This window comes from Vibrio harveyi (assembly GCF_030060435.1).
Lineage (GTDB): Bacteria > Pseudomonadota > Gammaproteobacteria > Enterobacterales > Vibrionaceae > Vibrio > Vibrio harveyi.
On record NZ_CP125875.1, the window covers coordinates 2,608,593 to 2,622,157 of the forward strand.

Annotated in this window: 13 protein-coding genes and 1 other annotated feature; of the genes, 4 read left to right on the forward strand and 9 right to left on the reverse strand. The window is 44.7% G+C overall.

Translation table 11 applies throughout. The features are described from left to right. Positions 1-129: 129 nt before the first annotated feature. Entirely contained in the window at positions 130-1,017 is an 888-nt protein-coding gene (nfo, locus tag QMY49_RS12380) for a deoxyribonuclease IV (protein WP_005447864.1), read from the reverse strand. Positions 1,018-1,343: 326 nt separating this feature from the next. Between nfo and grcA the strand changes: the two genes are divergently transcribed. Further along, positions 1,344-1,721 (forward strand): autonomous glycyl radical cofactor GrcA, encoded by a 378-nt coding sequence (grcA, locus tag QMY49_RS12385; protein ID WP_005434930.1) that lies wholly within the window; start codon positions 1,344-1,346, stop codon positions 1,719-1,721. A gap of 111 nt (positions 1,722-1,832) precedes the next feature. Here grcA and QMY49_RS12390 read toward each other — a convergent pair whose 3' ends face one another. From QMY49_RS12390 to thrA, 4 genes are all read right to left on the reverse strand, one after another. Beyond that, a complete protein-coding gene (locus QMY49_RS12390; protein WP_283311779.1) occupies positions 1,833-2,492 on the reverse strand; it encodes an NADPH-dependent FMN reductase in 660 nt (219 codons plus the stop codon). 140 nt (positions 2,493-2,632) lie between these two features. After that, complete coding sequence (thrC, locus tag QMY49_RS12395) at positions 2,633-3,913, reverse strand: threonine synthase (protein WP_029789794.1); 1,281 nt, start codon at positions 3,911-3,913, stop codon at positions 2,633-2,635. Beyond that, positions 3,910-4,866, reverse strand: a complete 957-nt coding sequence (gene thrB / locus QMY49_RS12400) for a homoserine kinase (protein WP_152163862.1) — start codon at positions 4,864-4,866, stop codon at positions 3,910-3,912. Before thrB ends, thrC begins: the two co-directional genes overlap by 4 nt. 20 nt (positions 4,867-4,886) lie before the next feature. Further along, positions 4,887-7,346 carry a bifunctional aspartate kinase/homoserine dehydrogenase I gene (thrA, locus tag QMY49_RS12405; protein ID WP_152163677.1) on the reverse strand — a complete coding sequence of 820 codons (2,460 nt, stop codon included), beginning with the start codon at positions 7,344-7,346 and terminating at the stop codon, positions 4,887-4,889. A gap of 53 nt (positions 7,347-7,399) precedes the next feature. Then, positions 7,400-7,516: a sequence feature (Thr leader region), on the reverse strand. A gap of 441 nt (positions 7,517-7,957) precedes the next feature. Between thrA and QMY49_RS12410 the strand changes: the two genes are divergently transcribed. Next, positions 7,958-8,428, forward strand: coding sequence for a hypothetical protein (locus tag QMY49_RS12410; protein WP_005447857.1), 471 nt, complete (start codon positions 7,958-7,960; stop codon positions 8,426-8,428). On the opposite strand, the gene QMY49_RS12415 is transcribed toward QMY49_RS12410, so the two are convergent. Both QMY49_RS12415 and QMY49_RS12420 read right to left on the reverse strand, forming a co-directional pair. Further along, positions 8,425-8,907, reverse strand: coding sequence for a putative 4-hydroxy-4-methyl-2-oxoglutarate aldolase (locus QMY49_RS12415; RefSeq protein ID WP_005447855.1), 483 nt, complete (start codon positions 8,905-8,907; stop codon positions 8,425-8,427). The two genes, QMY49_RS12410 and QMY49_RS12415, sit on opposite strands and share 4 nt — an antisense overlap. Positions 8,908-8,961: 54 nt before the next feature. Then, on the reverse strand, positions 8,962-9,369 hold the full coding sequence (locus QMY49_RS12420) for a DUF3293 domain-containing protein (RefSeq protein ID WP_005447853.1): 408 nt from the start codon (positions 9,367-9,369) through the stop codon (positions 8,962-8,964). 361 nt (positions 9,370-9,730) lie between these two features. Between QMY49_RS12420 and arcA the strand changes: the two genes are divergently transcribed. Continuing rightward, positions 9,731-10,447 carry a two-component system response regulator ArcA gene (gene arcA / locus QMY49_RS12425; RefSeq protein WP_005447851.1) on the forward strand — a complete coding sequence of 239 codons (717 nt, stop codon included), beginning with the start codon at positions 9,731-9,733 and terminating at the stop codon, positions 10,445-10,447. A 104-nt stretch (positions 10,448-10,551) separates the two neighbouring features. Here arcA and QMY49_RS12430 read toward each other — a convergent pair whose 3' ends face one another. Continuing rightward, positions 10,552-11,001 carry a hypothetical protein gene (locus QMY49_RS12430; protein ID WP_005447850.1) on the reverse strand — a complete coding sequence of 150 codons (450 nt, stop codon included), beginning with the start codon at positions 10,999-11,001 and terminating at the stop codon, positions 10,552-10,554. A gap of 1 nt (position 11,002) precedes the next feature. Then, complete coding sequence (arcB, locus tag QMY49_RS12435; RefSeq protein ID WP_283311783.1) at positions 11,003-13,372, reverse strand: aerobic respiration two-component sensor histidine kinase ArcB; 2,370 nt, start codon at positions 13,370-13,372, stop codon at positions 11,003-11,005. On the opposite strand from arcB, the gene QMY49_RS12440 reads away from it, so the two are divergent. Continuing rightward, a complete protein-coding gene (locus QMY49_RS12440) occupies positions 13,362-13,556 on the forward strand; it encodes a hypothetical protein (protein WP_005447847.1) in 195 nt (64 codons plus the stop codon). The two genes, arcB and QMY49_RS12440, sit on opposite strands and share 11 nt — an antisense overlap. Positions 13,557-13,565: the final 9 nt, after the last annotated feature.

Below are 13,565 nucleotides of genomic sequence, written 5' to 3' on the forward strand. Positions count from 1 at the left end.
GTCGAGACATATTGTCATCCTCCTAACTAGCTTCGCCTAACTACAACGTTGAGTTCAGGCGTTTAAAACAAGCGCATAACCGCTCAATGTACTTAGCTAAGAAAGAAGGATGCCAACTTTGCCATCCCGTTAGGAATTAACCATTTCTTCTATGTGGAATTGGCGTAAGGTGTTGATTTCTTGCTGCCAAATATCTGGATCAATTGTTTCTAAAATCAGAGGGATACCATCAAAACGTGGATCTTTAGCGATGTACTCAAAACAGCTCCAGCCGATCTCGCCTTTGCCTAATGAGTGGTGACGGTCAACCTTGCTAGCGAATTCGACTTTTGAATCATTTAGATGCATTGCTCTTAAATAGTGCATACCAACGATACGATCGAACTCAGCAAAGGTATGCTCACAATCCTCTTTGGTACGCAGATCGTAACCGGCAGTAAACGTGTGGCAAGTATCAAGACACACGCCAACGCGTTCTTTGTCTTCTACTTGATCGATGATTTCAGCAAGATGCTCAAACTTCCAACCCAAGTTAGTGCCCTGACCTGCAGTGTTCTCAATCACTGCGATCACATTCGGCACTGCTTTGTGCGCAAGATTAATCGACTCAGCGATCGTCGACAAACACGCCTGTTCTGACACTTTCTTTAAGTGGCTACCAGGGTGGAAGTTGAGCAAGGTTAAACCTAACTGGTTACAACGCTCCATCTCGTCAATAAATGCCGCGCGGGATTTATTCAGCTTTTCTTCTTCCGGCGCCCCCAAGTTAATCAGATAAGAGTCATGGGGAAGAATGTGTTCGGCGCCGAAGCCAAGCATTTTGCAGTTTGCTTTGAATGCACTAATGGTTTTTTCTTCGAGTGGTTTAGCAACCCATTGACGCTGGTTCTTAGTAAACAGAGCAAACGCATTCGCACCAATCTCACGAGCACGAAGAGGCGCTTGATCGACTCCTCCAGCCGCGGACACGTGAGCACCAATAAATTTGTTTCCAAACTTGTTTTTCATGTTTGTCATTTAATCACTTTAGACTTTCAGGATGACTACCTAAATACAGGCAGTTGCGTTACCAAGATTAATTTTTGAGCTCATTTTGTAGTAAATTTACAACAAAATTAACTTTTAAATATTTTTTATATTATCAAATAAATTGTAAATAGTATGTTTTCAAACGTTTTATTGATTTAACTCAAGAAAATCACCTTCAAAAAATTAAGGTTTTTGGTTGTTTTTTGACTTAAATCAATATTAAAATAATGGATATTGGCTATATAATACTTAGCTCGACAAAAATTCGAAAATTAACACCAATAATCACCACGTAAGTGGTCTAGGAGATAGTGATGATCCAAGGTATCCAAATTACTAAAGCAGCTAACGACGAACTACTAAACTCAATCTGGCTACTAGATAGCGAGAAGAACGAAGCGCGTTGTGTTGCTGCAGCATCAACTTACGAAGCAGACCAAGTTATCGCAATCAGCGACCTAGGTGAATACGAAAGCCGTGAAGTAGCAATCGAAACTGCTCCTCGCATCGAAGGTGGTCAACACCTAAACGTGAACGTTCTTAAACGTGAAACTCTAGAAGATGCAGTTGCACACCCAGAGAACTACCCACAGCTAACTATCCGTGTTTCTGGTTACGCAGTACGTTTCAACTCGCTAACTCCAGAACAGCAACGTGACGTAATCGCTCGTACTTTTACTGAGTCTCTATAATCTCTCAGTAAACTAGTTTGCTAGAATTTAAAAAGCTTGGTCAGCAATGACCAAGCTTTTTTTGTTTCTGGATCCTTCGAAACCCTTCCGATAGTAAAAAGCAACTCGCCTTCAAGGTGCATTTCTTTGCGAAGGATCTTTCTGAAACGCTTGTGCCAACGAAGTTGGATCAAGCCTATCTCTTTGCAGTGACGCCCCTTCTGCCCACCAAATCAGTTGATACATAGTACGATTCATATAGCAGTCCCACTGCGCCTGCTCCGACTCATCCGCAGCAACGCCCTGTTCATCAAACACCTCTTGTGCTTTCGGAATGTGGATCATTGCAGACACAGGCAAGCAGCCCAACTCAGATAAGAAAGTACGCATCGACACTGCAGCACGAGCACCACCCCATTGCCCGGCAGAGTAGGTCACGATAGCACTTGGCTTATAGGAAAACAGCGAACTGCCAAAGTGATTAAGCATGTTTGCCAAAGCTGGGCTCATCGAATGGTTGTATTCCGGGCTAACCATCACATACCCATCGGCCTGTTTGATTTTGTCTGCCAACTCACTTAGGTGCTGCGGCACTTTAGAGCGGTGATAAGCAAACTCGGGCTTAAACACATCGCCAAAGTCATAGTTCAATGGGTCAATGATTTCGACAGTATGTTGCGAATGCTGACTCGCGATAAGTTTTTCACACGCTCTACTGACTCGCATTCCTAAACGGGCTGGTCGTGGTGGCGTGCTGTCTCTCACTGAGCCAAGAAAAATCAAAAAATGCATGCTTCTCTTTCCATCTCATTTAGTTAAGTTCGTTTCTCAATCATAAAGAGAGTTAAAACTTACCGGCAATAAAAAAGGTGAATGATTGCTCATTCACCTCTCGTTATTTGTGTTTTTGATACTTACTGTGCTTTTGAAGCTTACTGCACGCGGCGCAGTACTTGCTTCAGTGCGTCAAAGTCTGCGTCGAGATCTTCCGATAGCAACTCCATCGCAGCGTGCTTCGCTAGTGGCGCAGGAAGGTCGATATCTGATTCTAGAATGTCATCCACCACTTCTTTGAACTTCGCAGGGTGTGCAGTACATAGGAACAGACCGGTCTCACCATCTTGCAGTTGCTCTTCAAGAACACGGTAAGCAATCGCACCGTGCGGTTCACACAGGTAACCTAAAGCATGTAAGTCTTTCACTGACTGAGCGCTTTGCTCATCAGATACAGCACCTTTTCCTAGCGTCTCCAAGCCCCACTCTTTCACGCGACACAACTCTTCGATACGAGGCCAGTTGTTTGGTTGACTCACGTCCATCGCGTTCGATGTCGTTGCAACCGTTGGTTTTGGCTCCCACTTACCCGTTTGTAGGTAACGCGGTACCGTGTCATTAGCATTAGTTGCAGCGATAAAACGTTTGATAGGCAGACCCAGTGCTTTTGCCAGTAGACCAGCAGTTAGGTTACCAAAGTTACCACTTGGTACAGACACGACTAGGTTTTCACGCTCTTGCTTACTCATTTGCGCGGCAGCTTCAAAGTAGTAACAGATTTGTGCCATCAAGCGGCTGATGTTGATTGAGTTTGCAGAGTTCAGACCGATCTCTTCACGCAATGCCGAATCATCAAAAGCTTGCTTAACCAGAGCCTGACACGCGTCGAAGTCACCATCGATCGCGACAGTGTGAATGTTTTTACCAAGCGTACAGAATAGCTTTTCTTGCAGTGGGCTGATCTTGCCTTTCGGGTAAAGAATCACAACGTTGATGTCTTCCATACCGTAGAAAGCATGCGCAACGGCTGCGCCAGTATCACCAGAAGTTGCAGTCAGAATGGTGATCTTGCCGCCGTCCGAAACGGCTGCAAGAGATTGCGCCATAAAGCGACCACCAAAGTCTTTAAATGCAAGCGTTGGGCCATGGAACAGTTCCAGAGCGTAAACACCGTCTTTCACTTGATTAATTGGCGCAGGGAATTGGAATGCAGCGTCAACCAATGCGTTAACTTGCTCTTCCGCCAGCTCATCACCAATCAGTGCAGATAGGATTTTCGTGCTACGAGAGACAAAGCCTTCTGCCAGTAGCGCATCAACGTCTTCAAATTTTGGTAGTTCCGATGGGAAAAATAGACCTTGGTTACGACCTAACCCTTGGCGAACGGCTTGACCAAAGGAAACTTGTTCATCATTTTCTTTTATATTGTAAAGCTTCATAGCTCACTTCCTGTTACTTTCGAACCCTGCTTATCTAGACGACAAACGTGGACGAATCCTTCTTTGTTTTGTACGTAGTTCTGTTCTAACCAGCGAGCAACTCGCTCAGCGACATCTTTCTCTTTGCAAATACTGAACAGTGTCGGACCACTGCCAGAAATACCGGTTGCCAATGCACCCGCAGACGCTGCGTATTGACGTGCATTTGCAAAACCCGGGAGCAGTTTCTCACGATACGGTTCTGCGATCACGTCTTTGATCATTTTTGCAGCAAGTTCTGGCTGACCAGAATGACACGCATGAATAAAGCCCGCAAGATGGCGACCATGAGCAATGATATCTTGTCGGCGATATTGAGATGGTAGGATCTCACGCGCTTCTGCTGTTGATACTTTGATACCCGGATATGCCATCACCCAGAACCAATCATCAAAGCAAGGCACTTCTTGGCTGATGATACCCAACTCTTCAAGCATCAATTGCACACCGCCAAGGTAACACGGTGCGACGTTATCGTAGTGAATACCACCAGAGATCTTACCTTCCATTTCTCCCATCAGCGCCAGTAACTCTGTCTCGTTAAGCGGCTGACCATGGAATCGGTTCAATGCATCTAATGCAGCAACGATAGAACATGCACTTGAGCCTAATCCAGAGCCGATTGGCATGTTCTTTTCTAGTGTCATTTCAAGTGGCTTTAGCTCGACGCCTTTCTTGTCTAGCTCGCGAGCAAACACTACCCAACAATCGTAAACGATGTTCTCTTTTGGCTCAGTTGGTAGCTTCTCAACAAAATCACCAGCCGTCTTTAGGCTGAACGGCTCAGCCCCAGACTTAACCAATACACGGTCACCCAATAGTGTGCCATCAACTGGGGACACCGCCGCCCCCAGAACATCAAAACCAACGCTTACATTACCAATTGATGCTGGGGCGTAGACCACTACATCCATATCACTTGAACTCATTGTCGTTATACCCCTAGCTTCCAACCTAAAGTACGCATCACATCCGAGAATACGCCCGCTGCCGTAACCTCAGTACCCGCACCGTAACCACGCAATACCAGTGGAATTGGTTGGTAGTAGCGGCTGTAGAATGCCAGTGCGTTTTCACCATCTTTGATCTTAAACATCGGATCATTTTCATCTACGGCAGCAATGCTTACCGTGCATTTACCATCAACAATTTCACCCACATAACGCAGCACTTTGCCCTCTTCCGCCGCTTTAGCTGACAGATCTTTAAAGTACGCGTCCGCCTCTGGTAAACGTTCCATGAACTCTTCAACGCTGCCTGAGTCGTCAAAACCTGGTGGCAGAGCTTGATCAACCACAACGTCTTCTAGTTCTAGGGACATACCAGCTTCACGAGCAAGGATAAGTAGCTTACGCGCAACGTCCATACCCGATAGATCATCACGAGGGTCAGGCTCGGTAAAGCCGTTTTGCTTGGCGATGTTAGTTGCTTCACTTAGGCTCATGCCTTCGTCTAACTTGCCGAAGATGTAAGAAAGAGAGCCAGAAAGGATGCCGCTGAAGCGCTCTAGTTCATCACCTGCTGAGATTAAGTTTTGTAGGTTTTCGATTACCGGTAGACCTGCACCTACGGTTGTTTCATACATCAGCTTACGACGAGAGCTGCGCGCAACATCGCGAAGTTGATGGTAGTAGGCCATGCTTGCTGTGTTTGCTTTCTTGTTTGGCGTGACTACGTGGAAACCTGCTGCTAGGAAGTCTGCGTATTGATTCGCGATATCTTCACTTGAAGTACAGTCAACCAATACTGGGTTGATGATGTGGTTGCGTTGCACTAAAGAAATCAGACGCGCTAGGCTGAACTCTTCTGTCGCTGCCGACATACGGTCACGCCAATGCTCCAGTGGCAGCCCTTCACTATCAAGTAGAAGACCTTTACTGTTTGCTAAGCCGCATACGCGAATCACAATGCCTTTTTCTGCAAGCTTCGCTTGTTGACGCTCGATCTGATCCACCAGTTCACCACCAACGCCACCAATACCAACCACGAATACATCTAGGAAGTGCTTAGAGTTGAATAGGTTCTCGTGACAGGCTTTGATCGCTTCAGAGATTTTATCTTCAGGAATCACGGCTGAGATTGCACGCTCAGATGAACCCTGTGCAATGGCGACAATGTTTACGTTCACTTCAGCAAGAGATGAGAAGAAACGAGATGCAACACCGCGTGATGTACGCATACCGTCACCCACAAGTGTCACAATAGAAACATCGTCAATGAACTCGACTGGTTCAAGTAGACCGTCTTTTAGTTCAAGTTCAAACGCATCCGCCAATACTTGTTGTGCTTTTGCTTTGTCTTGCGCTTCGATACAGAAGCTGATGCTGTACTCAGAAGAAGATTGAGTGATCAGAACGATAGACACACCAGCTGATGACATTGCACCAAATACTCGGCTTGCCATGCCAACCATACCCTTCATACCAGGACCAGACACGTTAACCATCGTTAGGTCGTTCAGCGTCGTGATGCCTTTGATAGCGAGGTTATCTTCGCCAGTGTCTTGACCAATCAACGTACCTGCCCCTTGTGGGTTAAAGCTGTTTTTGATCAGACAAGGAATATGGAATTGTGCGATTGGTGCGATGGTTTTCGGATGCAGAACGGATGCACCAAAGTAAGAAAGCTCCATCGCTTCTTGGTAGCTCAGTGATTTAAGAAGACGAGCATCTTCCACCAAACGAGGGTCACAGTTGTAAACACCATCAACGTCAGTCCAAATTTCACAGCAATCTGCGCGCAGACACGCAGCAAGAACCGCAGCAGAGTAGTCAGAGCCATTACGACCAAGTGTTACTAACTCACCTTTCTCATTACCTGCGGTAAAACCAGGCATGATATTTACGTGACCTTGAGGAAGAGGATTTTGGCGGAAGTTCTGAGTAGAGACTTCAACATCGACCATCGCTTCTAGGTGATCGCCTTTTGCGTATAGATACTCGACTGGGTCGATAAGATGCGCAGGTTGCCCTTTCGCTTCTAATACCGCTTTCATCAACTGAATCGAGACGCGCTCACCTTTACTAATGATGCGTGCGTTGACGTTGTTTGGGCACATACCAAGAAGATTGATGCCATGAACGAATTGGCGAAGCTGAGAAAGTGAAGTTTTTACTTGGTTATCAAATGCAGCACCATCGATGTTTGGCAATACATTTTGGATATCTGAAAATAATGCTTTGAACGAAGCTTCAAGTTCATTGATTTGCAACTCAGCTTCACCATTGCGAAGTGCACCTTCAATCACCGCGACCAGTTTATTGGTCGTTTTGCCTGGTGCTGAAAGTACCACTGCGACTTCTTCTTGCTGCGCATTGTTGGCGATGATATCCGCCGCTCTTAGAAAGCGATCTGCATCCGCTAATGATGAGCCGCCAAACTTTAATACTCGCATCCCTTCCTCCGATGTATCTTCTTAGATCTGTCTAAATTCTTTATAAAAAAGCATAAAAAAAGGCCTGTATCTTGTTGGATACAGGCCTTTCTTGTGAATTTCTTTCGCTCAGCAGCCTGCCCCAACATTGGTCGTGTCGGTAATAATAATGGTTGTGGTCATTACTACTTGGCTGTGAGATGTCATAAATAAATATTCAACGATAGTTGTGTGTTTTCTTAACTCTACGTTTACCGAGTTTCCGAAACAGAGTCAACAAAAAATTGTGTATTTTCCGGCCTTGTAGAGATTTCTGCTGCGCAATGTCGTTGATATTTAAGTGTAATTACAATGAGTTAGTCTGCTTACGATTTTATTCTTTTTTTTCAGTCATTCGCTCATGGTTCTTACAGATCTATTAGGATGAAGATCCTATGTAAGATCTTGATGCAAATATGCACAATCGAAAACTGATCTTTGCAGGTTCTATTTAACAACAACTTAACTGTGATCAAGGTTCCTAGGATCGAATTAAGTGGAAAATAAATGAGCTGGCTTTCATATTCTATGCTTTAATAGTGAGAAGCTTTTAGCACATACTAATAACAAAGTTAGACACAAGGAGTGGTCACATGAAAAAATGGATTTTTCTGTTGCTATTCGCCGTGCCTAGCGTTTGTCTTGCTAACGATCTTCCGCCTCTTCCAGGCAAAACTTCTTCGTCTCCACACAAGCTTTTCATCTCTAGTGAAAACTATCAAACAGATAGCTTCGATGTATGGAACATAGATGGTGGTTACTCATACGAGCTGTTTGATTCTGTTGATCTTTACGTTGGTGCGCGAGTCAACAACTCGCCAACAAAAAACCAAAGCGGTTTTCTTAGTGGGATCAGTTATCACTTTAATGATCGAGTAACAGTGAAAAGTACTGTTAGATCTTATAAAGCTGAAACGGCGGAAGGTATCCGAGAAGAAGACAGTAGCCTTGCTGCTGAAGTCTCAAGTCGCGTGAAAATCACCGAGAATTTGGATCTTCACGCCACTCTAGATTACCAAGATTGGCAACAAGGCTTCGAAGTAGGATTAGGTTTCCGCTTCTAGAAGTCCAGCGCTTCTTTCGAAATCAAAACCCCATTCCAGTCTGCGTAAACATAGTGTTTTGGCTGCACGATTTGGTTTTGCATCGTCAATGTCACGTTGACTTCTCCCACGCCACGTTTCTCTGTTTTAAACGGGCATGTACCCAAAGCTTGAACACCAATATCCATTTGTGACATTTGTGCCACATCGCGAATCGCACCGTAAACAATAATGCCTTCCCAACCATTTTCGATACCGAGAATCGCGAGCTGATCACCTAGCAACGCTTTTTGACATGAGCCGTGTCCATCAACAATCAGCACTTTTCCAGTGCCATCTTCGTTCAGTACTTCGCGTACTTTGGAGTTATCGTGGTAACAACGTACAGTGACAATCTCGCCATGAAAGGCCGTACGTTGACCAAAGTTCTGCAATGGTAAGCTAAGCAGGATGACTTGGTCCTCAAACTGGTCACAAATGTCTGGTGTTATGTCTCTCATATTTCCTCCGTGAATTGTCTCACCTAAGCTGAAGCTCAGATAAGTAGTATCCTTCTAGACGAGTCGCGGCTGTATTGTTCCTAGCTTGTGCAAAACTTCAGGTTCTGAACAAGCAATCAAGTAAAGCTCGTCATCAATGACGTAATAAATCGCGTTTTGTTGAAATTGATTCGCCAGGTCTATTGCGGCTTGCGGTGTTAACTCAGCAGCATAGCTCTCTTCAAACCATTCAAATGTCTGATCGCCAACCGTGACAGGCACGTATTTAACGTGGTTTAATTGTTGTTCGAGTTTATGATTACTTATGCAGTTCTCTTCTTTTGACCGCAGATTACTGTAAGGGTTCCAAGCAGTTATCACCGCGTAGTTGGTTACCTCCCATTCAGCGTGAAAACGGAAGAAAGACTCTGAATAAGCATTCCATAACGATGCGTCTATGTTCGTATTACTTTTTTCTATCATAACTCTTAAACGATTAATAACAGTTACATTTCATCAATTGATGTAAATCAACAAACTGAATGGAATTAACATTTGAGCATTGTTAGCATGCTGTTAACAATATAAAATCCGCTCCATATCTTAGGGTGTTTACGTTTCAGGCTCCGTAATTACAGGGAATTGAAAGGTAAACAAGCCCTATAGAATAAACGTCGCCATCGGATACTGGTGAGTTGGCAAAATTCCAAGGAAGGCGGATAACTGAAAGAAGTGTTTTTTTGATCAACTTGATTTATTATCAAAATCACATTACCTGTATGTTATATTTTTGCCTAGAATTTATTCTATTAGCACAATTTTGTCACAAATTTAGGTACCGCCAATGCAAACCCCGCAGATTCTTATCGTAGAAGATGAGCAAGTAACTCGTAACACTCTTAAGAGTATTTTTGAAGCAGAGGGATACGCTGTTTTTGAAGCCAGTGACGGTGAAGAAATGCACCAAGTGTTGTCTGAAAATTCAATCAACTTGGTTATTATGGACATTAATCTTCCAGGCAAGAATGGTCTCCTTCTAGCACGTGAACTTCGCGAGCAAGCGAACATCGCACTGATGTTCCTGACTGGTCGTGACAATGAAGTAGACAAGATCCTAGGTCTTGAAATCGGTGCTGATGACTACATCACTAAACCATTCAACCCGCGTGAACTAACTATCCGTGCTCGCAACCTGCTAAGCCGCTCAATGAGCACTAACGCTGTACAGGAAGAGAAACGCTCGGTAGAAAAATACGAGTTCAACGGTTGGGTGTTAGACATCAACAGCCGCTCTCTAGTGAGCCCATCTGGTGACAGCTACAAACTGCCACGCTCTGAGTTCCGTGCTCTACTGCACTTCTGTGAGAACCCAGGTAAGATTCAAACTCGTGCTGACCTTCTTAAGAAGATGACAGGTCGTGAGCTTAAGCCACATGACCGTACTGTAGACGTAACTATCCGTCGCATTCGTAAGCACTTCGAATCAGTATCAGGTACACCTGAAATCATCGCGACTATTCACGGTGAAGGCTACCGCTTCTGTGGCGATCTAGAAGACTAATTTGCCCCAGCATAAACAATAAGGGCTTGCTCAATGAGCAAGCCCTTTTGCTATCTGTCACTTAGCAATGAATGCAAACTTAATGGTTAATACAAGCTTAGTGGCTAATACACTTTGTCGATCTTGATGCCTTTCTCGACTAACCACTCTTTCTTGCCTGCGTCATCTAACAATAACGCCAAATCGACCGACTTCTCCATATCCGCTTCGATTTGCCATACAAACGCCACTTCCCACTGATTTTCACTGTGGGTACGTAACTCTAATAAGTCACCATCAATTTCCCACTCTGAATCACCTTGCTTAATAATCAGAGCATCAACCGTTAAGTTTGCAGGCAGCTCATTATCTGCTTTTAGGTACAATGCGCCATGAACGTTCTGCTCTTGAACTTCACCAATGGTTGGCATCAGGTTTACCCATAGGTTGCTCTTTAGCTCAACGTTAACTGTATTCATCGTGACTTGGCTGCCTTGTTGCCATCCAACTTGAGGAGCAGAACTACAACCCGCCAGTAGCGCAATTGCCAGTGCTGCCGATGCAAATTTCTTCATTTTATTTCCTCTGTTTCAACCAACTCTTCAATACTTGAATATCATTTTGATATTCGTTTTTAATTTCTTCGACCCAATCCGATATGTTTTCCCACCAAGCAGGCATATCAGGAGATTGTGCTTTCTGTGCGACGCTTTGGATGTGTTTTAAACCAATCGAGCCTGCTGCACCTTTAATTTTATGTGCTTCAGAAACAATACCGTCTTGGTCTTTTGCCGTCATGTTTGAGTCCAACACCTCGATATAATCAGGCATCATGTCTTCAAACATCTTAATACTGTCATACACAGGCTTTACGCCAACGATATCCACGTAAGACTCTAGCATATCAAGATCCAGCAAGTGGGTATTGATGACTGGAGATGGCATCGGTGTCGCCTCTTCGATGACTTCAGCTTCTGCGATCTCTTCCATCACACTCTCATTGTTCTCAACGCGCTCAACGAAGAACTTATCGATCACCGCTTGTAACGCTTGAACTGCAAGTGGTTTGCTTATGGCATCATCCATGCCGTTATCGAGATATTCACGACGATCTTTCATGACATTCGCAGTCAATGCCACCAGCGGCGGTAGATTATCGTAGTGTTCACGGTAGTACTTAGCCACGTCAAACCCAGTCATGTCCGGAAGCTGAATATCAAGCAGAGCTAAGTCGTATTCATCCGGTACGAAGTTCACCAGCGCTTCCTCACCCGTCATTGCGACAGTAACAGAGTGCCCCAAGCTTTCGAGCAGAGATTTTGCAACAGTGACATTAAGTTCGATGTCTTCGACCATAAAGATATTAAGATGTACATTGTCGCGTTTTGCATCGATAACAGGTGCTTCTAACTCAACCACTGGCACGTGAATCGATACGGTAAAGGTACTACCGAATCCTTCCTCACTTGCTACGGTAATGTCACCGTCCATCATGTTGATCAGCTGCTTAGAAACCGCCAAACCGATACCAGTACCCACCGCATGCAGGTTATCTTTGCCAGATTTCACTTGGTAATACATCGCAAAGATCTTATCTAACTCCTCATCAGGGATACCGATGCCAGTATCTTCCACTTCCATAATGATGGTCGCATAATTATCTTCTACATCTGCACTCACCGTCATTACGACGCCACCTTCTTTGGTGAACTTCATGGCGTTGCTAACCAAGTTCCAGATAACCTGGCGTAGACGTGTCGCATCCACTTCTATCGCTTTTGGTAGCGAGCTCAAACGCTCTAGATCGAAGCGTAGCCCTTTCTGTTCAGCCATCAGAGCCGAGATACTTTCAATTTCAGCGACGAAGTCTTCAAAGTTCAATGGTGCAGGTAACAACTCCAACTTACGACGGTCAAATTTGTCCATGTCGATAATGTCGTTAAAGATGTTGCCCAAAGTAATGGCACTAACATTGATGGTTTGCATGTGCTTACGTTGCTCTTCAGTCAACTGACTATCAAGCAACATACGACTCAAGCCTACAATGCCGTTTAACGGTGTGCGCAGTTCATGACTGATAGTGGAGATAAAGGTGGTTTTATCACGGCTGGCTTTTTCTAATGATTCTTCATGACGCTTACGCTCGGTGATATCGCGACCGAAACCAACCAGACCAAGGTGGCGACCATCTTTGCTGTAGAACGGTACTTTGCGCAATTCAAAGTAATGTTTGCGACCATCAGGGTATTCTAGCCATTGCTCGTAGGTAATTGCTTGGTTATCAGCAAAGACTTTTTGGTCGGTATCGACGATATGCTCAGCCACTTCTTTGCTGTAGACATCCCAAGGGCTCAAGCCCACTAATTGGTGTTCTTTCTTACCAGTTAACTCTTCCATCGCGCGGTTACAGCCAGAAAAAACACCATCAGCGTTGCGGTAGTAAATCAAATCTGGAGATGCATCGATAAAAGAACGTAACAGCGCCGTACGCTCGGCAAGCTCAAGCTGAGTACGCTCACGTTGGAACACCTCATTCTCCAAGTCTTGCATCGCTTCTTCACGTGCTTCTTCTGCTTTAATACGCTCTTCAATTTCTTGGTTGAGCTTTTCAATGTTCTGCTGCAGTTGAAAGTTCAGCTCTTGGTCACGCGAACGCATGTCCTTAAGCTTAGATACTAACTTGGTCAGTCTTTGACGAGACTCTTCAAGCTGATCCACCACGACAGATAGGAAATACACCGCCCAAGGGGTAATAAGTAAACCAAAGAATACCGAACGAACGATATCTATATCGTCAACGTTACCCTTAAGCGCCAACGTGATACCAACTTGCACAACAACAGCCAGTGCAACCAGCGCCAACGCCAGTAGTATCGAGAAACGGACAATCCCCAGCTTAACCAATAGGTCAACATAGTACTGGGCGAGATTTTTCATGGGCTTCATTCACTACTCCATGGAACAAGCTAGACATCGAACCCTGATCAGTTTGAAAAGCAAAACCGTTAAGCGCAGTTACTCAACAGCATCAATGTTTGAAAGACACACAACTGAAATGGCGACGCTTCAGGGCTCATCAACGCCTCATGCTGTGTATTCGCAGTTTAACGTGTTTGATACGGTGATTTAAACCGCCTGC

Coding starts and splice junctions, on each gene's coding strand:
- arcA (WP_005447851.1), top strand. CDS start 9,731: ATGCAAACCCCGCAGATTCTTATCGTAGAAGATGAGCAAGTAACTCGT.
- QMY49_RS12420 (WP_005447853.1), bottom strand. CDS start 9,369: ATGATAGAAAAAAGTAATACGAACATAGACGCATCGTTATGGAATGCT.
- QMY49_RS12410 (WP_005447857.1), top strand. CDS start 7,958: ATGAAAAAATGGATTTTTCTGTTGCTATTCGCCGTGCCTAGCGTTTGT.
- thrC (WP_029789794.1), bottom strand. CDS start 3,913: ATGAAGCTTTACAATATAAAAGAAAATGATGAACAAGTTTCCTTTGGT.
- QMY49_RS12440 (WP_005447847.1), top strand. CDS start 13,362: ATGGGCTTCATTCACTACTCCATGGAACAAGCTAGACATCGAACCCTG.
- QMY49_RS12390 (WP_283311779.1), bottom strand. CDS start 2,492: ATGCATTTTTTGATTTTTCTTGGCTCAGTGAGAGACAGCACGCCACCA.
- thrB (WP_152163862.1), bottom strand. CDS start 4,866: ATGGATGTAGTGGTCTACGCCCCAGCATCAATTGGTAATGTAAGCGTT.
- nfo (WP_005447864.1), bottom strand. CDS start 1,017: ATGACAAACATGAAAAACAAGTTTGGAAACAAATTTATTGGTGCTCAC.
- arcB (WP_283311783.1), bottom strand. CDS start 13,372: ATGAAGCCCATGAAAAATCTCGCCCAGTACTATGTTGACCTATTGGTT.
- QMY49_RS12430 (WP_005447850.1), bottom strand. CDS start 11,001: ATGAAGAAATTTGCATCGGCAGCACTGGCAATTGCGCTACTGGCGGGT.
- QMY49_RS12415 (WP_005447855.1), bottom strand. CDS start 8,907: ATGAGAGACATAACACCAGACATTTGTGACCAGTTTGAGGACCAAGTC.
- thrA (WP_152163677.1), bottom strand. CDS start 7,346: ATGCGAGTATTAAAGTTTGGCGGCTCATCATTAGCGGATGCAGATCGC.
- grcA (WP_005434930.1), top strand. CDS start 1,344: ATGATCCAAGGTATCCAAATTACTAAAGCAGCTAACGACGAACTACTA.